The sequence below is a fragment of the Mycobacterium sp. Marseille-P9652 genome (genome assembly GCF_902652685.1).
Classification (GTDB): Bacteria; Actinomycetota; Actinomycetes; order Mycobacteriales; family Mycobacteriaceae; genus Mycobacterium.
In genome coordinates this window covers 17,845-43,211 of record NZ_CACRUY010000017.1, presented here as the reverse complement: position 1 = coordinate 43,211, position 25,367 = coordinate 17,845, and the positions used below count along the sequence as shown (strand labels likewise).

Below are 25,367 nucleotides of genomic sequence, written 5' to 3'. Positions count from 1 at the left end.
CACGCGACACGCCGGGGATTCGCGTGCCTTTGCGTCTGCTCGCGCGGCAGGCCGGCTGCCAGTAAGTTGACTCCCGTGACCACCCCGACCTTCGCCGACCTGGCCAAGTCGCAATACCTTTTGCTGACCACCTTCACCAAGGACGGCCGGCCCAAGCCGACCCCGATCTGGGCGGCGGGCGACGGTGACCGGCTCCTGGTCATCACCGGTGCAGAGTCGTGGAAGGTCAAGCGAATTCGCAACACGCCCCGGGTGACGCTGGCGACCTGCACCATGCGCGGGCAGTCGACCAGCGAGGCCGTCGAGGCCACCGCGACCGTCCTCGACAAGTCGCAGACGCCCGCCGTGTACGACGCGATCGGCAGGCGGTACGGCATCGTCGGCAAGGTCTTCAACTTCGTCAGCAAGCTGCGCGGCGGTGCGAACAACAACATCGGGCTCGAGCTGAGGCTGAACGCCGGCTGACCCATGGGCACGGTCTTGATCCCGATCCCGGACCGTGACTTCGACCCGACCGAGGTCGCGGTCAGCTGGCGGGTGCTGACCCGCGACGATCACCGCGTGGTCTTCGCAACCGAAAGCGGCCGGCCCGGGGCGGCGGACGACATCATGCTGACCGGCCGCGGCCTGGACATCTGGTCGAAGCTGCCCGGCGGGCTCCCGATCGTCGGGCTGGCGCTGCGCGCGAACAAGGCGGGCCGCAGCGCCTACCGAGAGATGTTGGCGTCAAACGAGTTTCGGCAGCCGATCGCCTGGCGGGACGCCACGCTCGACGGCATCGATGCCCTGGTTTTGCCCGGCGGCCACCGCGCCCGCGGCATGCGCAGCTACATCGACAGCGAGATATTGCACCGGCTCGTCGTGGACGCCTTCGCCCGCGGGCTGATCGTCGCGGCCATCTGCCACGGCGTGCTGCTCGCCGCGCGCAGCATCGACCCGCGCACCGGCCGATCGGTGCTCTACGGCCGCAGGACCACGGCGCTGACGTGGGCGATGGAGGGCCTGGCGTGGCGGCTCACCCGGGTCACCCGGTACTGGGACCGCGACTACTACCGGACTTACACCGAAGAGGCGGGCCAGCCCGACGGATACATGTCGGTGCAGGCGGAAGTCACTCGCGCGCTGCGGGATCCGGCGGATTTCCGCGACGTGGACCACGGCACACCGCACCGGTGGCTCAGGTCCTCGGGAATGGTCCGCGACACGGCGACCGACGACCGTGCGGCGTTCGTCGTCGACGACGGCGACTACGTATCGGCGCGCTGGCCCGGCGACACGCACACCTTCGCGGCGGTCGTGTCACGGAAGCTGAAGTGACGGGCCGCTACGGCGTTGTGCCCGCCAGATGCTCGCCGAAGAACGCGAAGACGCGGCGCCACGCGTCCTCGGTGGCGGCCTCGTCGTAGCCGAAACCCGCGACGCGAAGCAGGGGCTGGGCGGGCAGGTCGTTGGCGAAGCTGTGCCCGACGTCGGGGTAGACCTTCACGTCGGCGGTGATGTTCTTGCGATCGATGGTCGCCCGCAGCTTCTCGGGCGCTCCCCGGCCGAGCGGGTCGCGCGCGCCGAAGCTGGCCACGATCGGGCACGCCCCGTCGAGCGCTTTGTCGAGATGGCGCGGCAGGGGAGCGCCATAGAAGGGCGCGGAAGCACCGAAACCCTTCGGCGACATCAGCAGCGCGAAGTGGCCCCCCATGCAGAAACCGGCGATGGCGACCCGGCCGGTGCATTCGGGCAGCGCCTTCAGGTAATCGCGGGCGGCCTCAATGTCGGAGAAAGCCCGGCCACGCTGCATCTGCTGTTCCTTCATGACCCGGGTGATGCAGCGCATGCGCCCGCCGCGTGCGTACATGTTCGGGGTGATCGCCACGTAGCCGGCGCGCGCGATGCGCTCGTTGTGCGCCTGCTTGTCGCGCCCGTAGCCGAACGCGTCGTGCACCACCACCACTCCCGGCCACGGGCCCTGCCCCTCCGGCACGTCGAGGAGCGCGTCGATCGGTCCGTCCGGGGTGTCGAGCTCAATCGTTGTCATACCGTCATCTAATCGCAGCCGCCGCAGGTGCCGACAGGGGAACTTCGGTGCGGTCCGGGGACGTTGGCGTCACATGATGTGGCGGCTGTTTCTCGTCTACGCCGTCGTCGAGCTGGCGGCGGTGATCGCGCTGGTGTCGACGGTCGGCTGGGGCTGGACCCTGCTGGTGCTGTTGGCCACCTCGCTGCTTGGCTGGGGCGTCCTGGCCCCGATGGCCGGTTCGCACCTCGTGCACCGGATCGGGCAACTGCGTTCCGGCCTGAACGAGCGGCGCGCGCTGGTGAGCGACGGCGCGATGGTGACGCTGGCCATGGGGCTCGTGATGGTTCCGGGACTGGTGACCACCGTGTTAGGGCTGTTGCTGCTGTGGCCGCCCCTTCGGGTGATCGCGGCTCCGGTTGCCGCGCGGGGCCTGCGCCGGCGGATTCCGCTGCTCGGGTACGCGACGGCTTACCGGGCGCCGCGCGTTCGCGCCTACCAGGGCGGCGGCGACTACATCGACGGAGAGGTCATCGACGTTCACGACGTCGACGCGCCGGCCCTGCCGAACGGCCGCGCCGGCGGCGTCTGATCCCCCGTAGCTTGGGCCTGTGACCGATCGCCCCGCCACGACCCTGCTCGTCAACGGGAGGGTGCACAGCCCTACGCACCCCGACGCGACCGCAATGGCGGTCCGCGGCGGCGTGGTCGTGTGGCTGGGCGCCGACGACGTCGGCCGCGGCCAGTTCCCGGACGCCGACGTCGAGGACCTGGACGGCGACTTCGTGGCCCCGGGCTTCGTGGACAGCCACGTTCACCTGAGCGCGACCGGCCTGACGATTATCGGGCTGGATCTGCGCCCGGCGGCGTCCCGCGCGGACTGCCTGCGGATGGTCGCCGACTACGCGGCGGCCCATCCCGGCCTCCCGGTGTGGGGGCACGGCTGGGACGAATCGTCGTGGCCGGAGGGCGCCGCGCCCGGGACCACCGACCTGGACGCCGTGCTCGGTGACCGTCCCGCCTACCTGACCCGCGTCGACGTCCACTCCGCGCTGGCCTCGACGGCCCTGCGGCGGCTGGTGCCCGACCTGCCTTCGGCCGCCGGTTTCGACCCCGAGCGGCCGCTGGCGGGCGACGCGCACCACCTGGTCCGGGCCGTCGCACGGGACCTGCTGACCCCCGCGCAGTTGGCCGACGCCCGCGCCGCGGCGCTGCGGGCGGCGGCCGCTTGCGGGATCGTCGCGGTGCACGAGTGCGCCGGGCCCCAGATCGGCGGGCTTGACGACTGGCGCCGGCTCTGTGCCATTGATCAAGATGCCACCGATGAGGGCGTGGAGGTCATCGGCTATTGGGGCGAGGCGGTGAGCAGCGCGGCGCAGGCCCGGGCGCTCATCGCCGAGACGGGCGCCCGCGGGCTGGCCGGGGACCTGTTCGTCGACGGCGCGCTGGGTTCCCGGACCGCGTGGCTGCACGAGCCGTACGCCGACGCGCCGGACCGCGTCGGCGCCTGCTACCTGGACCCCGATGCCGTCGAGGCGCACGTGCGGGCGTGCACCGAGGCGCAGGTGACGGCGGGGTTCCACGTCATCGGCGACGCGGCGGTCGCGGCGGCGGTGGACGCCTTCGAACGCGTCGTCGCCGACGCCGGGGTGCCGGCCGTGGCGCGCTGCGGACACCGCCTCGAGCACGCCGAGATGGTCACCCCCGGGCAGGCCGCCAAGCTGGGCGCCTGGGGCGTCATCGCGAGCGTGCAGCCCAACTTCGACGCGCTGTGGGGTGGCGCCGAGGGCATGTACGCGCGGCGGCTCGGCGCCGAGCGAGGCAGCCGGCTCAACCCGCTGGCGCTGTTAGCATCCCAAGGCGTGCCCCTCGCGCTAGGCTCCGACACCCCCGTGACCGGCCTCGAGCCGTGGGCGAGCGTGCGAGCGGCCGTGCACCACCGCACTCCCGGCAGCGGCATCTCGCCGCGGGCCGCCTTCGCGGCCGCGACGCGCGGCGGCTGGCGCGCCGCCGGTATCCGCGACGAGACGGCCGGCACCCTGGTGCCCGGAGCGGTCGCCTCCTACGCCGTCTGGGACGTCGGCGAGCTGGAGGTCAGCGCTCCCCCCGACGGGGTCCAGCGATGGTCCACCGATCCGCGCTCCCGGGTGCCGGCGCTGCCGCGGCTGGGCCCGACCGACCCCCTGCCGCGCTGCCTGCGCACGGTGCACCGGGGCGCGGTGATCCATGGCTAGGGGGTGGCTCCCGCGGAGGACCGGCCCCGCCGATGCCGATCCGGGGGACGAGGGCGTCGCAGCCCCGCCGGACACCGACCCGATCAGCGACGAAGCCGAGTCCGACCGCGACGAGGAGCCCACCGAGGTCGCCCCCCCGCCGGAGCAGCCGGCGCCGCGCCGGGTCGCGGCGAGGCTGGGCGCGGGCGCGGCCGCCCGGCTGCCCGCCGTCAGGGCCTGGCTGCTGCCCCGCCTGACGCGGTTGGCGGCGGCCGTGGCGGGCGGACTGCTGCTGTGCGCGAGTTTTCCCCCGCTGAACTGGTGGTGGGCGGCCGTCGTCGCCGCCGCGCTGTTCGGGTGGGTGCTCACGAACCGCGCGACGACGCTGGCGGGCGGCTTCGGCTACGGATTGGTGTTCGGCCTGGCGTTGTATGTGCCGCTGCTGCCGTGGATCAGCGGCCTCGTCGGCTCCGTGCCGTGGCTGGCGTTGTCGACGACGTGCGCGCTGTTCCCGGCGCTGTTCGGCCTGCTCGCCGTCGTGGCGCGGGGGCTGCCGGGCTGGCCGGTCTGGTTCGCGGTGCTGTGGGGCGCCCAGGAGTGGCTGAAGTCGGCCGTCCCGTTCGGTGGCTTCCCCTGGGGCTCGGTGGCGTTCGGTCAGGCGCAGGGCCCGCTGCTGCCGTTGGTGCAACTCGGCGGCGTCGCGCTGCTGTCCACCGCGACCATGCTGGTGGGCTTCAGCGTGACCGCGCTCGGCCGCGAGGTCGCGGCGTGGCTGCGCCACGGCCGCGCCCACGACGCGACGCATCCCGGGCAGGCGCCCGCGGTGCTGCTGCCCGCCGTGTGCATCTGCCTCGTCCTGCTCGCCGCGATCACCGTCTGGCCGCAGGTCCGGCACTCCGGGGCGGGCTCCGGCGGCGACCCCTCGGTCACGATCGCCGCCGTGCAGGGCAATGTCCCGCGCCTCGGCCTCGACTTCAACGCGCAGCGCAGGGCGGTACTCGACAACCACGTCCGCGAGACGCTGCGCCTGGCCGAGGACGTCCGCTCGGGCGTCGCCCCACAACCCCAGTTCGTCATCTGGCCCGAGGACTCGTCCGACATCGACCCCTTCGCCAACCCCGACGCCGCGCAGGAGATTGCGCAAGCCGCCGCCGCGGTCGGCGCGCCGATCCTCATCGGGACCGTGCTCGACGTGCCCGGGCGCCCGGCGCAGAACCCCGAGTACACCAACACCGTCATCGTGTGGAACCCGGGCACCGGTCCCGCCGACCGGCACGACAAGGAGATCGTGCAACCGTTCGGCGAGTACCTACCGATGCCCTGGCTGTTCAAGCACCTCTCCGGCTATGCCGACCGGGCCGGACACATGGTTCCCGGGACCGGCAGCGGGGTGGTGCACATCGCCGGGGTTCCGGTCGGGGTGTCCACCTGCTGGGAGGTGATCTTCGACCGCGCCCCCCGCAAGGCCGTGCTCAACGGCGCCCAGCTGCTGGCCGTGCCGAGCAACAACGCCACCTTCAACCAGACGATGAGCGAACAGCAGCTCGCCTTCGCCAAGGTGCGGGCCGTCGAGCACGACCGGTACGTCGTCGTCGCCGGCACGACGGGGATCAGCGCGGTGATCGCCCCGGACGGCGCCGAGCTGGTGCGCACCGACTTCTTCCAGCCGGCCTACCTGGACATCCAGGTGCGGCTCAAGACGAAGCTGACGCCGGCGACGCGCTGGGCGCCCATCGTGCAGTGGGTTCTGGTCGCGGCGGCCGGGGCGGTCATTCTGGCCGGGATACGGCAGAATGAATGGTTCCCGCGTCCGCTCCGTCTCAGGTCCGGGCCTTCCGGACCCGGGCCGAAGGGCGGAGCCGATCCGCCCGCCGGCGAGGACGCCGACGAGGCTTCGCACGAGATTGCGCCCGACGGGGGCGGCGACGCACGTCCACCGGACGACGACGCGGAGACGACGCACGAGGCACCGGCCGGCGAGGGCGGCCACACAGAATCCGGGCGAGACAGAGGAGCTACATGACCACCGGAAAGCCGGCACCCAGGGTCCCCGGCGACCTTCCGAGCCAGCGCGTACTGGTGATCATCCCGACATACAACGAGCGGGAGAACCTGCCGGTCATCCACCGACGGCTCAAGGACGCCTGCCCGGACGTGCACCTGCTCATCGTCGACGACAGCAGCCCGGACGGCACCGGACAGCTCGCCGACGAGCTGGCCGCGGCCGACGCCGGTCGCACGCACGTCATGCACCGCACCGCCAAGGACGGCCTGGGAGCGGCGTATCTCGCCGGTTTCGCGTGGGGTTTGAGCCGCGACTACGCGGTGCTCGTCGAGATGGACGCCGACGGCAGCCATGCCCCCGAACAGCTGCACCGCCTGCTCGACGCCGTCGATGCGGGAGCCGATCTGGCCATCGGCTCGCGCTACGTCGACGGGGGTTCGGTCCGCAACTGGCCGTGGCGACGCTGGGCGCTGTCCTGGACGGCCAACACCTACGCGCGCATGGCGCTGGGCATCGGCGTCCACGACATCACCGCCGGCTACCGCGCCTACCGGCGCGAGGTCCTCGAGACGATCGGCCTCGACGCCGTCGACTCGAAGGGGTACTGCTTCCAGATCGACCTGACCTGGCGCACCGTCTGCAACGGGTTCACCATCGTCGAGGTGCCGATCACGTTCACCGAGCGCGAGCTGGGCGTCTCCAAGATGAGCGGATCGAACATCCGTGAGGCGCTCGGCAAGGTCACCCGGTGGGGCGTCGAGGGGCGGCTCAATCGCGGTAAGGACGCCCGCGCCCACGACCACGCGTGACGCGTCGCCCCTGAAACGCGGGGCGCGGTCAGCCGCGACGGCGTGAGCGGATGATCTCCAGGCGCTCCTTGAGCAGCTCTTCGAGCTCCTCGACCGAGCGGCGCTCCAGCAGCATGTCCCAGTGCGTGCGCGGCGGCTTCACCTTCTTCGGCTCCGGCAGGTCGCCCTCGATCAGGGTGCCTTCCATGCCGTTGCGGCACAGCCAGGTGCCGGGGATCTCGGCGTCGTCGGCGAAGGGGACCTCGAACTCCTCGCCGTTCTCGGTGCGGTACCGCGCGATCTGGCGCGGCGCGAGGTCGTGGTTGCGGTCGGTCTCGTAGCTCACGGCTCCAAGGCGACTGCCTCTCAAGACGCGATCAGCCATGGCGTGCTACTCCTCTGGTCCCTCGAGCCTTCGCGGCTCCGAAATGAGTCAATCTCCGTGTAAGCAAACGTCAAGACGCCCCAGGTAGTTCCCGGGCGACTTTCCAGGATGCGCGACGCGACCCTCAATGATACCGGTGATCGCCAAGCAGGCCCGCTAAAGTCGGCGGCGTGAACCGCCGCGCCCACCCCCAGCCGTGTCGCTGGTGCGGCCGCGACGTGGCCGACGCCGGGCTGGGCCGGCGCCGCCAGTACTGCCGGCAGTCCTGCCGCCAGCGGGCATACGAACAGCGGGCCTCGCTCAGCCAGGGCGCGCACCGGGCGGGCTCGACCGCCGTGCCCGACGACGCGGTGGTGCTGTCGGCCGACGACGCCGCCGACCTTGCCGACCGCATCTACCAGGTCCGATGCGCCGCCGAGGACGTCGCAACCGCGCTGGACGAGGGCGCCCCGCCGGCCGAACTGCGCGAACTCTGCGACGTGCTGATGAACGCCGCCCGGGCCGCCGACGGCTGGCGCCGGGCCGGTGTGTGACGCGGCGTCGCCGCCTCGGACCGCGCCTCAGGCACGCCGGGTACAGTCGCGCCATGGACCGGGGAGCCCGCACGCGTACGGGAAACCCGTGTGTAGCGGGCGCGTCGGGAGCGCAGCGCCACATCTTCGCGGGCACGGCGTTCCTCCCCTCGACGCCGGTCCTCGGCTAGCGGACGGGTCGTACGTTGTGAAATCGTGCCGTGTTTGGACATACTCACCAGCGAACTTGTGTCGGAAAGCAGCACGACGCTCGTTGACCAGGCGACGACACCGTTTCGTGCAGCGCATTCCGTGATTCGGCAGGGCGCCGCCGTGGTTGCACCCCGGCGGTAGCGGACGGCCAACGTTAGGCAAGGGTTAGGCGAGGGAATGGTTGATCAACTCCAGCATGCGACCGAAGCGCTGCGAAAGGCGCTGGTCCAGGTGGAACGCCTGAAGCGCACCAATCGCGCGCTGCTGGAGCGGGCCAGCGAGCCGATCGCCATCGTCGGTATGTCCTGCCGCTTCCCGGGCGGGATCGACTCTCCGGAAGGCCTGTGGGAGATGGTCGCCGACGGGCGCGACGTGATCTCGGACTTTCCCACGGACCGCGGCTGGGACCTCGCCGGCCTCTTCGACCCCGACCCCGACGCGCGGCACAAGTGCTACGTCAACACCGGCGGCTTCGTCGACGGGGTGGCCGACTTCGACCCGGCCTTCTTCGGCATCGCGCCCACCGAGGCGCTGGCGATGGACCCGCAGCACCGCATGCTGCTCGAGCTGTCATGGGAGGCGTTGGAGCGGGCGGGAATTGACCCGACCGGGCTGCGCGGCAGCGCGACCGGCGTATTCGCGGGCCTCATCGTCCAGGGCTACGGCATGCTGGCCGAGGAGATCGAGGGCTACCGGCTCACCGGCATGACGTCCAGCGTGGCGTCGGGCCGGGTGTCGTACGTGCTGGGACTCGAGGGCCCGGCGGTGTCGGTGGACACCGCGTGTTCGTCGTCGTTGGTGGCGTTGCACATGGCGGTGCAGTCGCTGCGGTCCGGGGAGTGCGACCTGGCGCTGGCCGGGGGCGCGACCGTCAACGCCACCCCAACGGTTTTCGTGGAATTCAGCCGCCACCGTGGCCTGGCGCCGGACGGCCGCTGCAAGGCGTACGCGGGGGCGGCCGACGGCGTCGGCTGGTCCGAGGGCGGCGCGATGCTCGTGGTGGAGCGGCTCTCGGATGCGCGGCGGCTGGGGCACCCGGTGCTGGCGGTGGTGCGCGGCTCGGCGGTGAACCAGGATGGGGCGTCGAACGGGTTGACCGCGCCGAACGGTCCGTCGCAGCAGCGGGTGGTGCGGGCCGCGTTGGACAATGCGGGGCTTTCGCCGGCCGAGGTGGACGTGGTCGAGGGCCACGGGACCGGCACGACGCTGGGCGACCCGATCGAGGCGCAGGCGTTGCTGGCCACCTACGGACAGGACCGGGCCGAGCCGCTCTGGTTGGGTTCCGTCAAGTCGAACATGGGTCACACGCAGGCCGCGGCGGGTGTCGCGGGCGTGATCAAGATGGTGCAGGCGATGCGCCACGACACGTTGCCGGCGACCCTGCATGTCGACCAGCCCAGCCCTCATGTGGACTGGTCGGCGGGATCGGTGTCGCCGCTCACCGAGCCGCGGGCCTGGAAGGCCGACGGTCATGTGCGCCGGGCCGGCGTGTCGTCGTTCGGGATCAGCGGAACCAACGCGCACGTGATCGTCGAGGACGCGCCGGAATCGCCGCCGCGCGAGCCACATTCGGCGCCGCCGGTGGTGCCGTGGGTGGTGTCGGCGAAGTCGGCGTCGGCGTTGGGGTCTCAGGCCGCGCGGCTGGCCGCGCACCTGCGTGCCCATGACGAGTTGACGGCCGCCGATGTGGGCTGGACGCTGGCCGGCCGGTCGGCCTTCGAGCACCGGGCCGTGGTGGTCGCCGGCGACCGTGATCGGTTGCTGGCCGGGCTGGACGAGTTGGCGTCGGGCGAGCCCGTGTCCGTCGTTCAGGGCGTCGCCGCGCCCGCCGGCAAGACCGTCTTCGTCTTCCCCGGCCAGGGCTCGCAATGGCTCGGCATGGGTGTCGAATTGCTCGAATCCGTACCGGCATTCGCACAACAGATCGGCGCGTGTGAAGAGGCGTTCGCCGAATTCGTGGACTGGTCGCTCACCGACGTGCTGCGCGGTGCGCCCGGCGCCCCGGGCCTCGACCGCGTCGACGTGGTCCAGCCGGTGTTGTTTGCCGTGATGGTGTCGCTGGCCGAACTGTGGAAGTCGGTGGGAGTCCGTCCCGACGCCGTGATCGGGCACTCGCAGGGTGAGATCGCGGCGGCGTATGTCGCCGGCGCGCTGTCGTTGCGCGACGCGGCGAAGGTGGTCACCCTGCGCAGTGCGTTGCTGCGGTCGCTGGCCGGTCCCGGGGGCATGCTGTCGATCGCGTGCAGCACGGAGCGGGCCCGGGAACTGTTGGCGCCCTACGGCAACCGGGTCAGCATCGCCGCGGTCAACGGTCCGTCCGCCGTCGTGGTGTCGGGCGAGGTCGACGCCCTCGACGAACTCGTCGGCTTCTGCGCCGACCTGGACCTGCGGACGCGGCGGATCGACGTCGACTACGCCTCGCACTCGGTCGAGGTCGAAGCCATCCGCGGCGAGCTCACCGACGTCCTCGACGGCATCGAGCCGCGCTCCACCCGCACCGCCTTCTTCTCCACGGTCACCGGAAACCGCCTGGACACAAGCGGATTGGACGCCGAATACTGGTACCGCAACATCCGGCAGACCGTGCAGTTCGACCAGGCCGTGCGCACCGCATGCGAGCACGGTTACCGCACCTTCGTCGAGTCCAGCCCGCACCCGGCGCTGATCGCGGGGATCGAGGCGACCGCCGGCGATTGCGCGGCCCACGACCCCGCGGCCATCGTCGTTCCCACGCTGGGCCGCAACGACGGCGGGCTCGAGAGGTTTCTGACGTCGGCCGCCGAGGCGTATGTCGCCGGTGTGAGCGTGGATTGGCGCGGCGTGCTGGAGGGCGGCGCCTTCGTGGAGTTGCCGACGTACGCGTTCGACCGCAGACGGTTCTGGCTGTCCGGCGAGGGCGTCGCGGCCGACGCCGCGGGCCTGGGGCTGGGGATCAGCGAGCACCCGCTGCTGAACGCGGTCGTGGAGTTGCCCGCATCGGGCGGGGTGGTGCTGACGGGCCGGTTGTCGACCCGCCTGCAGGGGTGGCTGGCCGACCATGCCGTCTCCGGTGCGGTGGTCTTTCCGGGCACCGGGTTCGTCGAACTGGCCATCCGCGCCGGCGACGAGGTCGGCTGCTCGACGGTCGACGAACTGACCTTGCAAGCGCCGCTGATGCTGACGGCCGCCGATTCGGTTGCCGTGCAAGTGGTTGTCGGTGCGAGCGAAGAATCGGGCTCGCGCTCCGTCTCCGTGTTCTCCCGCGCCGACGCAGGGTGGGTGTGTCACGCCGAGGGAATCCTGAGTACCGGCTCGGTCGAGCCGGCCGCCGACCTGTCGGCCTGGCCGCCCACGGGTGCGGTCGCGGTCGACGCGGCCGACGGCTACGAGCGGTTGGCCGCGCGCGGCTATGGCTACGGCCCGGCTTTCCGGGGACTGACCTCGGTGTGGGCGCGCGGTGACGAGGTGTTCGCCGAGGTGCGCCTGCCCGAGTCGGCCGGCGGGGTCGGCGGGTTCGGCATCCACCCGGCCCTGCTCGACGCGGCGATGCACGCCATGATCGTGGCGAACGGAACGTCAACCGACGCAACCGAAGTCGTGTTGCCGTTCGCGTGGCAGGGGGTGTCGTTGCATGCCGCGGGGGCGACGGCCGTGCGTGCGCGTATCGCGCCCGCGGGCGGCTCTTCGAGGGCGGTGTCGATCGAACTGGCCGACGGGCTGGGCCTGCCCGTGCTGTCGGTGGCCGCGATGGTCGCCCGCCCGGTGAGCGAGCAGCAGCTGCGCGCCGCCGTGTCGGGCGCGGGCGCGGACCGGCTGTTCGAGGTGGTTTGGTCCAAGGCGACACCCACACCAAAGCCTGCGGGCCCGCCTCCCTCGTACCGCCTGCTCGAATCCCATGACACCGGACAGGATCCCGTCACTGAGACGTACCAGCGCACGCACGAGGCGCTGGCCGCCGTGCAGTCGTGGCTCACCGCGGATGACCCGTCGGTGTTGATCGTGGCCACCCGGGGCGCGATGGCGTTGGCGGGAGAGGACGTCACCGATCTGGCGGGCGCGGCGGTGTGGGGTCTGGTGAGATCGGCGCAGACCGAGCATCCGGGCCGCATCGTCCTGCTGGATTCCGATGCGCCGTTTGACGATTCAGCGGTGGCGGCCGTGCTCGCCACCGGCGAGCCGCAGGTCCTGCTGCGCGGCGGGGAGATCCATACCGCCCGGGTGCGCGGCAGCCGCGCGGTCGACGGCATCATGTCGCCTCCCGCGGAGGGGCCTTGGCGGCTCGGCATCAGCAGCGCCGGAACCTTCGAAAACCTGCAATTGGAGCCGGTTCCCAACGCCGGCGCGCCGCTGGAGCCGGGCCAGGTTCGGGTGGAGCTCCGCGCGATCGCCGCCAACTTCCGCGACGTGATGATCACCCTGGGCATGTTCACCCACGACGCCCTGCTCGGCGGCGAAGGCGCCGGCGTGGTGGTGGAGGTCGGGCCCGGTGTCACCGAATTCGCGGTTGGTGATTCGGTTTACGGATTCTTCCCCGACGGCAGCGGCACCCTGGTCGCCGGCGACGTGCGGCTCCTGGTTCCGATGCCCGCCGGCTGGTCCTATCCCGAAGCGGCGGCCATCTCGGCCGTCTTCACCACGGCGTACATGGCGTTCGTCCACCTGGCCGAAGTCAGGCCCGGCCAGCGGGTGCTGATCCACGCCGCCGCCGGCGGGGTCGGGATGGCGGCGGTCCAGTTGGCGAGGCACCTGGGCCTCGAGGTGTTCGGCACCGCCAGCCGCGGCAAGTGGGACACCCTGCGGGCCATGGGGTTGGACGACGACCACATCGCGGACTCGCGCAGCCTGGACTTCGAGGACAAGTTCCGGGCGGTCACCGGGGGCGGTGGCTTTGACGTCGTGCTCGACTCGCTGGCGGGAGATTTCGTCGACGCCTCACTGCGGCTGGTGGCCCCCGGCGGCATCTTCCTGGAGATGGGCAAGACCGACATCCGCGACCCCGGCGCGGTCGCCAGGGAGCACCCGGGTGTGCGCTACCGCGCCTTCGACCTGTTCGAACCGGGCCGTCCCCGCATGCATCAGTGGATGCTCGACCTGGCCGGGCTGTTCGACGCCGGGGTGCTGAACCCGTTGCCGGTGACCACGTTCGACATCCGCCGCGCGCGCAGCGCGCTGCGCTACCTGAGCCAGGCCCGCCACATCGGGAAGGTCGTCATGACCCTTCCCTCAGCGCTGGCGTCCGGGACGGTGCTGATCACCGGCGGGACCGGCATGGCGGGGGCCACGCTGGCCCGCCACCTGGTGGCCCACCACGGCGTCCGGGACCTGGTGCTGCTGAGCCGCCGCGGTCCGCACGCGGCGGGGGCCGACGAGCTGGTCGCGGAGCTGGAGGCGTCCGGCGCGCGGGTGCGAGCGGTCGCGTGCGACGCGGCCGACCGCGCGGCGCTGGCGGCGGTGCTGTCCGGCATCGCCGAGCGGGGCGCCCTGTCCGCCGTCGTCCACGCGGCCGGCGTGCTCGACGACGCCGTTGTCACCTCGCTCACGCCCGAGCGCGTCGATCAGGCGTTGCGCGCCAAGGTGGACGTGGCATGGAACCTGCACGAGCTGACCCGCGACCTCAAACTGTCCGCGTTCGTGATGTTCTCGTCGATGGCCGGACTCGTCGGCTCGGCGGGCCAGGGCAACTACGGCGCGGCCAACACCTTCCTCGACGCGCTGGCCGCGCACCGTCGGGCGCACGGGTTGCCGGCGGTCTCGCTGGCATGGGGGCTGTGGGACCAGGCCAGCGCCATGACCGGCGGCCTGGACGCCGCCGACCTCGCGCGGCTGGGCCGCGACGGAATCCTGGCGCTGTCGTCGGCCGAGGCGATGGAATTGTTCGACACCGCGCTGATCGTCGACGAACCGGTGATCGCACCGGCCCGCATCGACCTCGGCGCGCTGCGCGCCCACGCCGCGGCGATACCGCCGATGTTCGCCGACCTGGTCACCGCGCCGGCCAGGCGCCGCGTCGACGACTCGCTGGCCGCGGCGAAGTCGAAGTCGGCGCTCGCGCACCGCCTGCACGGGCTGCCCGAGGCGGAGCAGCATGCCGTGCTCCTCGATCTGGTCCGCTCGCACATCGCCACCGTGTTGGGCAACAGCAATGTCGAGACGATCGACCCCGACAAGGCGTTCCAGGAGTTGGGATTCGACTCGCTGACCGCGGTCGAGATGCGCAACCGGCTGAAAACCGCTACCGGCCTTGCGCTTTCGCCCACGCTGATCTTCGACTACCCCACAGCCAACGCCCTCGCCGGCTACATGCGCACGGAACTTGCCGGGGTGCCGCAGGAGATCAAGCAGGCCCCGGTCGTGCGGTCCACGCAGGACGATCCGATCGTGATCGTCGGCATGTCGTGCCGCTACCCGGGCGGGGTGGCGTGCCCGGACGACCTGTGGGACATGCTGACCGCCGGTCGCGATGTCCTGTCCGACTTCCCCACCGATCGGGGTTGGGACCTGGCCGGGCTGTACAACCCGGACCCCGATGTGGCGGGCACGTGCTACACGCGCACCGGCGGATTCGTGGACGGCGTCGCCGACTTCGACCCCGCCTTCTTCGGCATCGCGCCCAGCGAGGCGCTGTCCATGGACCCGCAGCAGCGCATGTTCCTCGAGCTGTCGTGGGAAGCCTTGGAGCGGGCCGGAATCGAACCGGGCGCGTTGCGGGGCAGCGCCACCGGCGTGTTCGCCGGCGTCTACACGCAGGGCTACGGCATGGGCGCCGCGCCGGCCGCGGAGGGCTTCCGCCTCACCGGGCAGTCGTCGAGCGTCGCGTCGGGCCGGGTGTCGTATGCGCTGGGGCTGGAGGGCCCGGCGGTGTCGGTGGACACCGCGTGCTCGTCGTCGTTGGTGGCGCTGCACATGGCGGTGCAATCGCTGCGGTCGGGGGAGTGCGACCTCGCGCTGGCCGGCGGCGTCACGGTCAATGCCACGCCCGACATCTTCGTGGAGTTCAGCCGCATGCGCGGTCTGTCCGCCGACGGCCGGTGCAAGGCGTTCGCCGGCGCGGCCGACGGCACGGGATTCTCCGAGGGCGGCGGCATGCTGGTGGTGGAGCGGTTGTCGGACGCGCAGCGGCTGGGCCACCCCGTGTTGGCGGTGGTGCGCGGTTCGGCGGTGAATCAGGATGGGGCGTCGAACGGGTTGACCGCGCCGAACGGCCCGTCGCAGCAGCGGGTGGTGCGCGCCGCCCTGGCCAGCGCGGGGCTCTCGCCGGCCGAGGTGGACGCGGTCGAGGGCCACGGCACCGGGACGATGCTGGGCGATCCTATTGAGGCGCAGGCACTTCTGGCTACCTACGGTCAGGGCCGGGCCGAGCCGCTGTGGTTGGGCTCGATCAAGTCGAACATGGGTCACACGCAGGCCGCGGCCGGGGTGGCCGGGGTGATCAAGATGGTGCTCGCGATGCGCCACGGGCTGTTGCCCGCGACCCTGCACGTCGACGAGCCCAGCCCGCACGTGGATTGGTCGGCGGGGGCGGTGTCGCTGCTCACCGAGCCGCGGGCATGGCCCGGCGACCGGCCCCGAAGGGCCGGAGTGTCGTCCTTCGGCATCAGCGGCACCAACGCGCACGTGATCATCGAAGCCGCGCCGGTCGAGGCGCCGGCCGCCGGTGACCGTCCCACGCCGCCGGTGGTGCCGTGGGTGGTGTCGGCGAAGTCGTTGCCGGCGTTGAGCGCTCATGCCGCTCGGTTGGCCGGGCACCTCCGCCGGCACGACGAGCTCGACATCGCCGACGTCGCGTGGTCGCTGGCGGGCCGGTCGAACTTCGAGCATCGGGCGGTGGTGGTCGGCGGTGACCGCGAACGGTTGCTGACCGGCCTCGACGAGGTGGCCGTCGGCGAGCCGGTCTCCGTCGTCGCGGGCACGGCCGCGCCCGGGGGCAAGACCGTGTTCGTCTTCCCCGGCCAGGGATCTCAAACCCTGGGCATGGGATCGCAGCTGCACGCCGCATACCCGGTGTTCGCCGAGGCCTTCGACACGGTCGTGGGGGAGCTGGACCAACACCTGTTGCGGCCGCTGCGCGACGTCATGTGGGGCGACGACGAAAGCCTCTTGCACACAACCGAATTCGCGCAGCCCGCGTTGTTCGCGGTCGAGGTCGCGCTGTTCCGGCTCCTCGAATCGTGGGGCGTGCGGCCGGACTTCGTCATGGGGCACTCGATCGGTGAGCTGTCGGCCGCGCACGTCGCCGGCGTGCTGTCGCTCGAGCACGCCGCGGTGCTCGTCGCCGCCCGGGGCCGATTCATGCAGTCACTGCCCGCGGGTGGCGTGATGGTCGCCGTGGAGGCGACCGAGGACGAGGTGCGGCCGCTGCTCGGCCCCGCTGAACAAGCCGCAGTGGGCGTCGCTGCCATCAACGGGCCCGCGTCGGTGGTGATCTCGGGAGCCGAGGATGCGGTGGCCGCGGTGGCGGACAGATTCCGCGCGGACGGCCGCCGCGTCCACCGGCTGTCGGTCTCCCACGCCTTCCACTCGCCGCTAATGGACCCGATGCTCGACGAATTCGGCACGGTCGCGGCCGGACTCGCCGTCGGCAAGCCGACCATCCCGATCGTCTCGAACGTGACCGGCCAGCCGGCCGGCGACGACTTCGCCTCGGTGGGGTACTGGAAGCGGCACGTGCGCGAAGCCGTGCGATTCGCCGACAGCGTGCGGTTCGTGCATTCGGCCGGCGGGAACCGCTTCCTCGAGGTGGGGCCGGGCAGCGGGCTGACGGCATCGATCGAAGAACTGCTGGCCGACGCCCCCGTCGTGACGATGTCGGCCCTGCGCAAGGACCGCGAGGAGCCGGCGACGCTGGTCAACGCCGTGGCGCAGGGGTTCGTCGCCGGAATGAACGTGGACTGGCGCGGACCGCTCGGCGCGGCGAATTTCGTCGAGCTGCCCACGTACGCCTTTGAGCGGCGGCGCTTTTGGCTCTCGGGCGACGGCGCCCCCGCCGACGCCGAGGGTCTGGGGCTGGCCGCCGGCGAACACGCCCTGCTGGGCGCCGTCGTGGAGCTGCCGGCGTCGGGCGGGGTCGTGCTCACCGGGCGGTTGTCGCCGTCGGCGCAAGGGTGGCTGACCGACCACGCCGTCGGTGGCGTGGTGCTGTTCCCCGGCGCCGGCTTCGTCGAGCTGGCGGTCCGCGCCGGGGACGAGGTGGGCTGCGGGATCGTCGACGAGCTGAATCTGGCCGCCCCGCTGGTGCTGCCGGAGGGCGGATCGGTCGCGGTTCAGGTGATGGTCGGCGGCGCCGACGATTCGGGTGCCCGCTCGGTGTCGGTGTTTTCGCGTGCCGAGGCGGGCGCCGCGTGGCTGCTGCACGCCGAGGGCGTCCTGCGCGCCGGCTCCGTGCAGCCCGGTGCGGACCTGTCGGCGTGGCCGCCCGCCGGTGCGACTCCGGTGGACGTGGGCGACGGGTACGAGCGGTTGGCCGAGCGCGGGTACGGCTACGGGCCCGCGTTCCGGGGCCTGACGTCGATGTGGCGTCGCGGCGACGAGGTGTTCGCCGAGGTGAGTCTGCCCGCCGACGCGGGTGTGTCGGTGTCCGGGTTCGGCGTCCACCCGGCGATGCTCGATGCCGCGTTGCACGCGGTGATCCTGGCGTCCGAAGGCGACGAAATCGCCGAAGGGTCCATGCTGGTGCCGTTCTCGTGGCAGCAGGTGTCCCTGCACGCCGCTGGCGCGACGGGGGTGCGTGCGCGGATTCTGCCGGTGGGCGAGTCGGCCGTGTCCATCGAACTCGCCGACGGGTTGGGGCTGCCGGTCCTGTCGGTGGCGTCGATGGTGGCCCGGCCGGTCACCGATCGGCAACTGCTTGCCGCCGTGTCGAATTCGGGTCCCGACCGGCTCTTCGAGGTCGTCTGGTCGGCTCAGCCGGTGACCGCGGTGGAGTCCGTGTCCCTAAGTGCTTGGGGCGCAACGGAACCCGACGGCGCCGAGGGAGACCGGTCGGCGGTCTTGTTCGAATGCGAGCCGGTGGCCGGTGACGTCGTGACGGAGGTGCACGCGGCGACTCGGGCGGTGCTGCCGGTGCTGCAGTCGTGGCTGGCCCGCGACGGCGCGGGGACGTTGGTGGTGTCGACCCGCGGCGCGATGGCGTTGCCGGGGGAGGATGTCACCGACCTCGCGGGCGCCGCGGTGTGGGGGCTGGTGCGGTCGGCCCAGACCGAGCATCCGGGCCGCATCGTGCTCGTCGACACCGATGCCCCGCTGGATGCCGACGCGGTCGCGTCGGTGTTGGCGGTCGGTGAACCACAGGTGCTGCTGCGCAACGGAACCGTTTACACCGCGCGGGTGCTCGGCAGCCGCGCCGTCGGCACTCTGCTGGTGCCGCCAGATGGCGGCGCCTGGCGGCTGGGCATGAGCAGTCACGGCACGATCGAGAACCTCCGGATCGAGCGGATCCCCGACGCCGACGCGCCGCTGGGCCCCGGTCAGGTGCGCGTCGCCCTCTCGGCCATCGCCGCCAACTTCCGCGACGTCATGATCGCGCTCGGCCTCTATCCCGACCCGGACGCGGTCATGGGCATCGAGGCGTCGGGCGTCGTTGTCGAAACGGTCTCCGCCGACGGGCGTTTCGCGGTCGGCGACCGCGTCATGGGGCTGTTCCCGGACGGGACGGGAACGGTCGCCGTCACCGATCATCGGCTGCTCGTCAAAGTGCCGGCCGGGTGGTCGCACACCGCGGCCGCAACGGCCTCGGTGGTGTTCGCCACCGCGCGCTACGCCCTGGTCGATCTGGCGGGTGTCACGGCCGGCCAGCGGGTCCTGGTGCACGCCGCTGCCGGCGGGGTGGGAATGGCCGCGGTGCAGCTGGCCCGCCACCTGGGTCTGGAAGTGTTCGCCACGGCGAGCCGCGGGAAATGGGACACGTTGCGGGCCATGGGCTTTGACGACGATCACATCGCCGACTCGCGCAGCCTCGAATTCGAGGACAAGTTCCGTGCCGTCACCGGGGGGCGAGGCGTGGACCTGGTGCTCGATTCGCTCTCGGGTGACTTCGTCGACGCCTCCCTGCGCCTGGTCGCCCCCGGCGGGATGTTCCTGGAGATGGGCAAGACCGACATCCGCGACCCGGAGACCGTCGCGCGGGACCACGCCGGCGTGCGCTACCGCGCGTTCGACCTGTTCGAGGCCGGGCCGGACCGGATCGCCGAGATGCTCGACGAGCTCGCGGCTCTGTTCGCCGACGACGTGCTGCGGCCGTTGCCGGTGACCCGGTTCGACATCCGGCGCGCGCCGGCGGCGTTGCGCTATTTGAGCCAGGCCCGCCACGTGGGCAAGGTCGTGATGACCCTGCCGGACGCGTGGGTGGCGGGGACTGTGCTGATCACCGGGGCGACCGGAATGGCGGGGTCGGCGTTGGCGCGGCACGTGGTGTCGCGGCACGGCGCACGCGATCTGGTGCTGGTGAGCCGCCGCGGTCTGGACGCGCCCGGGGCCGCCGAGTTGGTCAGCGAGCTGTCCGCAAGCGGCGCGCGCGTCAAGGTGGTGGCCTGCGACGCGGCCGACCGGGAGGCGCTGGCGAAGGTGCTCGCCGACATTCCCGTGCAGCGGCCGCTGTCCGGGGTGATCCACGCCGCCGGGGTGCTCGACGACGCGGTGATCTCCTCGCTGACACCGGAACGGATCGATGCGGTGCTGCGGGCCAAGGTGGACGCGGCGTGGAACCTGCACGAGCTCACCCGGGACACCGATGTGGCGGCGTTCGTGTTGTTTTCGTCGATGGCCGGCCTGGCCGGCGCGTCGGGGCAGGCCAACTACGCGGCGGCCAACTCGTTCCTCGACGGGCTGGCGGTGCGCCGGCGCCGGCAGGGGCTGCCCGCGATCTCGCTGGGCTGGGGCCTGTGGGATGCGGCCAGTGCGATGACGGGCGCGCTCGGTGCGGCGGACCGCGCCCGGTTCGGCCGCGACGGCATCGTCGCGATGTCCTCCGACGAGGCGCTGTCGTTGATGGACACCGCCCTGATCGTCGACGAGCCGTTCATGCTGCCCGCCCACATCGACCTTGCCGCCCTGCGGGTCAAGTTCGACAGCGGAACGCTGCCGCCGATGTTCGTCGATTTGATCAACGCGCCGACCCGGCGCCAGGTGGACGACTCGCTCGCCGCCGCGAAGTCGAAATCGGCTCTGCTGCAGCGCCTCGAAGGGCTGCCCGAGGACGAGCAGCAGGCGGTGCTGCTGGACCTGGTGCGCTCCAACATCGCGACGGTGCTGGGCAACTCGAGCCCGGAGGCGATTCACCCGGACCGGGCGTTCCAGGAGTTGGGCTTCGACTCGCTGACCGCCGTCGAGATGCGTAACCGGCTCAAGTCCGCAACCGGACTGCCGCTGTCGCCGACGCTCATCTTCGACTACCCGAACTCGGCGGCCCTGGCCGGCTACATGTATTCCGAACTCATCGGCTCGTCGCAGGAGCGCGTCGCGGCGGCCGCGCCGGGGGAGGCCGAGATCCAGCGGGTGGTGGGGTCCATCCCGGTCAAGCGCCTGCGCCAGGCCGGCGTGCTGGACCTGTTGCTCGCGTTGGCCGATGAGTCCGACAGCGGCGGTCCCGCGTCCACCGCGGCGACCACCGAAACCGACATCGCGGGCATGGACCTCGACGCCCTGGTCAACGCGGCGCTGCGCGACGATGACGACGAGTAGCCGGTGAAGATCGCGATTACCGGGGCCGGCGGTGTGCTCGGCCGCGGGCTCGCCGCCCGGTTGCTCAATCAAGGCCACGAGGTGGTCGGCCTGGCCCGTCATCGACCCGAAAGCTGGTCGAGCGGGGCCGAATTCGTCGCGGCCGACATCCGGGACGGTGATGCGGTCAACCGCGCGGTCGCCGGCGCCGACGTCGTCGCCCACTGCGCGTGGGCGCGAGGCGCCGACGAGGTCAACGTCGGGGGCACCCGCAACGTCCTGGCTGCGATGGCCGAGACCGGTGTCCGGCGAATCGTTTTCGTGTCGTCGCCACACGTCTACGGCGGGGGAGGCACGCTCCACACCGAGCGGGACGCCCTCGCCCCGGCCGACCCCGACGGCCGATCGACGGCAGACGTGGAACGCATGCTCGCGGAGTCGGGCGTGGAATGGATCGCGATCCGCTCCGCGCTGATCCTCGGCCGCGGCGTCGACAACTGGGTGCGCCGGGCCTTCGCGATGCCGGCGTTTCCCGGCGGGTCGGCCGACCGCCGCCTGCAGGTCGTCCACCTCGACGACGCCCTGCGGCTGATCAACCGCGCGGTCGTCGACCGCGAGATCGCCAGCGGCCCCGTGAATCTCGCCGCCCCCGGCGAGCTCACCTTCGGGCAGATCGCGGCGTCGCTCGGGCGCCGCGTCGTCCGTGCGGGCTCCGCGCCCGCGGCGCTGCGGTATGTGCAGGGCGCCCCGCTGATGGACACCTCGAAGATGCGCGAGCGGTGGGGATTCCGGCCGGCATGGGACGCGAACGAATGCGTCGAGGATTTCGCGCTGGCCGTGCGGGGTCGAGTGACCATGGGCGGGCGCACGTTGTCGCTGCCCTGGCGGCTCGCCAACGTTCCCGACCTACCCGCCGTCGACGCGCCGGCCCCCGACGGCGTGGTGCCCGAACTGGCCGGGCCCGAGGCGGACAACGGGGAGTTCGACACCCCGATCGACCCGCGCTTCCCGACCTTCCTGGCCACCAACCTCTCCGAGGCGCTGCCCGGCCCGTTCTCGCCGTCGTCGGCGTCGGCGACCGTGCGCGGGCTGCGCGCCGGCGGAGTCACCATTGCGGAACGGCTGCGGCCCGGCGGCATGATCCAGCGCGAAATCGCCATGCGCACCGTCGCCGTCTTCGCCCACCGGCTCTACGGGGCGATCACGTCGGCGCACTTCATGGCCGAGACCGTGCCGTTCGCCAAGCCGTCGATGATCGTCAGCAACAGCGGGTTCTTCGGTCCCAGCATGGCGTCGCTGCCGGTCTTCGGCGAACAGCGCCTGGAATCCGAAACGGGCCCTCTGCGAAGGCAATTGCGTACCGTGCGCAACATCGGGGTCTTCGGGGTGAACCTGGTGGGCCTGAGTTCCGGCTCGTCGGCCGACACTCGCGACTTCGTGGCCGACGTCGATCGACTGGAGGAGTTGGCCGGTGACGACCTCGCCCAACTCGACGACCGCCGCCTGTTGAGCCTGATCGTCCTCGCCCGCGACCATGTGGTGCACGGCTGGGTGCTGGCCTCGGCGTCGTTCATGCTGTGCGCCGCGTTCAACGTGTTGCTGCGTGCCCTCTGCGGGAGAAGCACCGCACCACCGGCGGGGCCCGAACTGGCCAGCGCCCGCTCGGTCGAGGCGATGCACCGGCTGGTGCGCGCCGCGGAACGCGACCCGAATGTCGTTCGGCTGCTGGCCGAACCGGGGGAGCGCCTCGACAAGCTGGCCGTCGACGCCCCCGAATTCCATGCCGCCGTCCTACGCGAGTTGGCGCTGATCGGTCACCGCGGCCCCGCGGAGCTGGAGATGCTGTCGCCCAGCTATGCCGACGATCCCGAGCTTCTGATTCGGATGGTGTCCCGGGCGATGAGCGCGCCGCCCGCGCCGCAGCCCCGGCATCCCCGAATCCCGCTGCGCGCCAGACCCCTTGGGCGGCTGGCGGCCTTCCAGCTCCGTGACCGCGAAGTCCGGCGCGACAAGGTGGTGCGCGCCAACTGGGTGCTGCGGGGCCTGCTGCGCGAGTACGGGCGCAGGTTGGTCGCGGCGGGCGAGGTCGGCACCGCCGATGACGTGTTCTATCTGCTGATCGACGAGCTCGACGCGCTCCCCGCGGATGCCGCAGCCCTGGTGGCGCGGCGCCGGGCCGACCGGCGCCGGCTCGCGGCCGTCTCCCCGCCGACGGTGTTCAGCGGGCGATGGCAGCCCACCGTGGCGTCGCGTCCCGCGCTGTCCGGCGGAGAGACCCTGCACGGGGTCGGCGTCTGCGGTGGACGCGTGCGTGGAAGGGTGCGGATCGTTCGGCCCGAGACCATCGACGACCTCCAACCCGGCGAGATCCTCGTCGCGGAGGTCACCGACGTCGGATACACCGCCGCCTTCTGCTACGCCGCGGCCGTCGTCACCGAACTCGGTGGCCCGATGTCGCATGCCGCCGTGGTAGCCCGCGAGTTCGGATTTCCCTGTGTGGTGGACGTCCAGGGGGCGACCAAGGCGTTGCCGTCGGGGGCCCTCGTCGAGGTCGACGGCACGACGGGCGAGATACGAGTGCTCGACGTGGCCACTTAGCTGGCTCGGTCTCCTTGGCGCACCAGCAATGGTCGTCTAGGTCAGGCTCGAGTGAGGCGGGTCGGTCTGCGTAGCGAGGTGTGGCACCGAGAAACAACAAATCCGTTCTCTCACCGCGAGACACATTGCGCTCAATGTCTCATAGGTGTGCGCAGGTACTGCCGATTTTGCGGCCAGAAGTGCCTTTCAACCCGGTGCGCGGCGTTCTCAACTTCGCTGCCGGCTATTGACCGCCCAGCGGCCGGAACTGACGCTAAGACCACTGCTGCCGCGAAAGGTGCGCTCATCGTGAAGCTCGGGAAGGCCGCTGAGAGTTCTGGCGCATTGTTGTCGCCGTTCATTTCAGCGGGGCGATTGAACGTCGCGGCGGCGATCCGCACACGCAGTCGTGGCTACCCGGGGTGGACGGGTGCGATCAACACCGACTATGACCCGTTGGACCCGGCCGTCGCGGCGCAGCCCCACGCCGCCTACGACGCCCTGCACCGCAGCGGACGTGTCCATTACAACCCCCGGCGTGCCACATGGATTCTGCACAGACTCGACGACGTCCGCGCAGCGTTACGCGACACAGATCAGGTGACCAGCAGCCATGGAGTGACCCGAGTACGGATGGTCGCCGATCTTGTCGTGGTCACCGACGGTGAACAGCACAGCCGCCTGCGCAAACAAGTCCAGCCGGCATTTACCAAAGGTGCACTGGAGAGTTGGCGCAGCATCATCGATGATCTTGCCGCCGAACTCGTCGATGACATGATCGCCGCCGGCGACTGCGATGCCGTGCAGCGGCTGACAATCCCGATGCCTCTTCGCGTCATCGCCGCCATCCTCGGCGTCCCCGAGAGCGACATCGCCGACTTCCGCCGCTGGTCAGACGAAGCCACCCAAATCATCAACTTCACCCCTTCGGTGAAAGGCGTTGCGAGTACGGCCCGGTCGATGCGGGCCGCAGTAGCGTTGCGCCGCTACTTCTTGAAACAATTCGCGAAGGGACACCTCAAGGGATCGGACACCGTCCTCGGGCGCCTGTTGGCGCACAGCGCCGATGGTGCAATGACGGACAACCAGTTGTTCTACATCGCCATCTTGCTGTTGATCGCCGGCAACGAGACCACGACCAACCTTCTCGGAGGGATGCTCCACACCTACGCCCACCACCCGGATCAATACGACATGATCCGCGCCAACCCCGACCTCATCCCTCAGGCCATCGAAGAACACGTCCGCTACACCAGCCCCATTCAAAACCTCTACCGATACACCCGTGCCGACTACCACGTAGGCGATGTCACCATCCCATGGGGTTCACGCGTGCTCTTGTCATTTGGAGCGGCGAACCGCGATCCACTCGTCTTCGACGACCCGAACACCTTCCGCGCGGACCGAAATCCACGGAACCACGTCGGCTTTGGCTATGGTCCACACCTGTGTCTGGGAGCGCCGCTGGCACGGATGGAGGCGCAAGCCGTTCTCCGTGAACTGGTCAACCGCGTGTCCAGCGTCTCGCTCACCGGACCGACAACGTGGTCCACCAACAGCTCTCTGCGTGGCCCCACCCGCCTTCCCGTCGTTCTCCACGAGAGGTCGACCCCATGAAGCCCGGACGTACCCGATCCGAGAGTTGGGCATTGCTAGGGGGACTGGGACTCACGGCGTCCGGTATCGCGCACCTGCTGCGCCCGAGTGCATTCGAATCGGTGAATCGAATGGCCTTCGCGGACCGCATTCGCGCCCACGTGCTTATCAACGGCAGCATCGAAGCGGGCCTGGGCTTGGCGCTTCTCAATTCTCGCACTCGTCGAGCCGCCGTGGCCGCCACAGTGGTTTACCTGACCTATTTCAACGCGAGCGTGTTGTACCGGCAGCGTGTCCTGCGGAGCCGCGGATCAAACCGTGCATCACTGTAGTTTCGAGGCGAGCGATTCACGAACCCGACCGGTAGCCGCGACGTTGAGGACCTCGAAACGGCGTACCGTCTGCCGGTACCTGACTACCGATCGAAGTGGCGAAGG

At 71.2% G+C, this 25,367-nt stretch carries 10 protein-coding genes and 1 pseudogene; 9 read left to right on the top strand and 2 right to left on the bottom strand.

Going from position 1 to position 25,367, the window contains the following annotated elements; translation table 11 throughout:
• The first annotated feature begins 75 nt into the window (after positions 1 to 75).
• On the top strand, positions 76 to 465 hold the full coding sequence (locus tag GPY60_RS11795) for a PPOX class F420-dependent oxidoreductase (protein WP_156687856.1): 390 nt from the start codon (positions 76 to 78) through the stop codon (positions 463 to 465).
• Between the two features lie 3 nt (positions 466 to 468).
• On the top strand, positions 469 to 1,317 hold the full coding sequence (locus GPY60_RS11790) for a type 1 glutamine amidotransferase domain-containing protein (protein ID WP_156687855.1): 849 nt from the start codon (positions 469 to 471) through the stop codon (positions 1,315 to 1,317).
• A gap of 7 nt (positions 1,318 to 1,324) precedes the next feature.
• Here the strand turns inward: GPY60_RS11790 and GPY60_RS11785 are convergent, their stop codons facing one another.
• Positions 1,325 to 2,029: a dienelactone hydrolase family protein gene (locus GPY60_RS11785; RefSeq protein ID WP_156687854.1), complete on the bottom strand. Its 705-nt coding sequence runs from the start codon at positions 2,027 to 2,029 to the stop codon at positions 1,325 to 1,327.
• A gap of 73 nt (positions 2,030 to 2,102) precedes the next feature.
• Between GPY60_RS11785 and GPY60_RS11780 the strand changes: the two genes are divergently transcribed.
• The 3 genes and pseudogenes from GPY60_RS11780 (at position 2,103) to lnt (ending at position 7,035) form a co-directional block, all read left to right on the top strand.
• A complete protein-coding gene (locus GPY60_RS11780; protein WP_156687853.1) occupies positions 2,103 to 2,600 on the top strand; it encodes an FxsA family protein in 498 nt (165 codons plus the stop codon).
• A gap of 94 nt (positions 2,601 to 2,694) precedes the next feature.
• The gene (locus GPY60_RS11775) at positions 2,695 to 4,242 is read left to right on the top strand and encodes an amidohydrolase (RefSeq protein ID WP_156687893.1); all 1,548 of its coding nucleotides are present in this window, start codon (positions 2,695 to 2,697) and stop codon (positions 4,240 to 4,242) included.
• Positions 4,235 to 7,035, top strand: a pseudogene (lnt, locus tag GPY60_RS11770) (apolipoprotein N-acyltransferase). Before GPY60_RS11775 ends, lnt begins: the two are co-directional and overlap by 8 nt.
• Before the next feature lie 28 nt (positions 7,036 to 7,063).
• On the opposite strand, the gene rbpA reads toward lnt, so the two are convergent.
• A complete protein-coding gene (gene rbpA, locus GPY60_RS11760; protein ID WP_023364597.1) occupies positions 7,064 to 7,399 on the bottom strand; it encodes an RNA polymerase-binding protein RbpA in 336 nt (111 codons plus the stop codon).
• A gap of 170 nt (positions 7,400 to 7,569) precedes the next feature.
• On the opposite strand from rbpA, the gene GPY60_RS11755 reads away from it, so the two are divergent.
• The 4 genes from GPY60_RS11755 to GPY60_RS11740 all read left to right on the top strand — a co-directional run bounded on the left by GPY60_RS11755 (position 7,570) and on the right by GPY60_RS11740 (position 24,951).
• Entirely contained in the window at positions 7,570 to 7,932 is a 363-nt protein-coding gene (locus GPY60_RS11755; RefSeq protein ID WP_156687850.1) for a hypothetical protein, read from the top strand.
• A gap of 369 nt (positions 7,933 to 8,301) precedes the next feature.
• The gene (locus GPY60_RS11750) at positions 8,302 to 20,778 is read left to right on the top strand and encodes a type I polyketide synthase (protein ID WP_156687849.1); all 12,477 of its coding nucleotides are present in this window, start codon (positions 8,302 to 8,304) and stop codon (positions 20,776 to 20,778) included.
• A 3-nt stretch (positions 20,779 to 20,781) separates the two neighbouring features.
• A complete protein-coding gene (locus GPY60_RS11745; RefSeq protein ID WP_156687848.1) occupies positions 20,782 to 23,355 on the top strand; it encodes a sugar epimerase family protein in 2,574 nt (857 codons plus the stop codon).
• A 288-nt stretch (positions 23,356 to 23,643) separates the two neighbouring features.
• Positions 23,644 to 24,951, top strand: coding sequence for a cytochrome P450 (locus tag GPY60_RS11740; RefSeq protein WP_156687847.1), 1,308 nt, complete (start codon positions 23,644 to 23,646; stop codon positions 24,949 to 24,951).
• Positions 24,952 to 25,367: the final 416 nt, after the last annotated feature.

Bases quoted from the DNA above. Each gene is read 5' to 3' on its own strand.
- GPY60_RS11790 (WP_156687855.1), top strand. From the start codon at position 469: ATGGGCACGGTCTTGATCCCGATCCCGGACCGTGACTTCGACCCGACC.
- GPY60_RS11785 (WP_156687854.1), bottom strand. From the start codon at position 2,029: ATGACAACGATTGAGCTCGACACCCCGGACGGACCGATCGACGCGCTC.
- GPY60_RS11780 (WP_156687853.1), top strand. From the start codon at position 2,103: ATGATGTGGCGGCTGTTTCTCGTCTACGCCGTCGTCGAGCTGGCGGCG.
- GPY60_RS11775 (WP_156687893.1), top strand. From the start codon at position 2,695: ATGGCGGTCCGCGGCGGCGTGGTCGTGTGGCTGGGCGCCGACGACGTC.
- rbpA (WP_023364597.1), bottom strand. From the start codon at position 7,399: ATGGCTGATCGCGTCTTGAGAGGCAGTCGCCTTGGAGCCGTGAGCTAC.
- GPY60_RS11750 (WP_156687849.1), top strand. From the start codon at position 8,302: ATGGTTGATCAACTCCAGCATGCGACCGAAGCGCTGCGAAAGGCGCTG.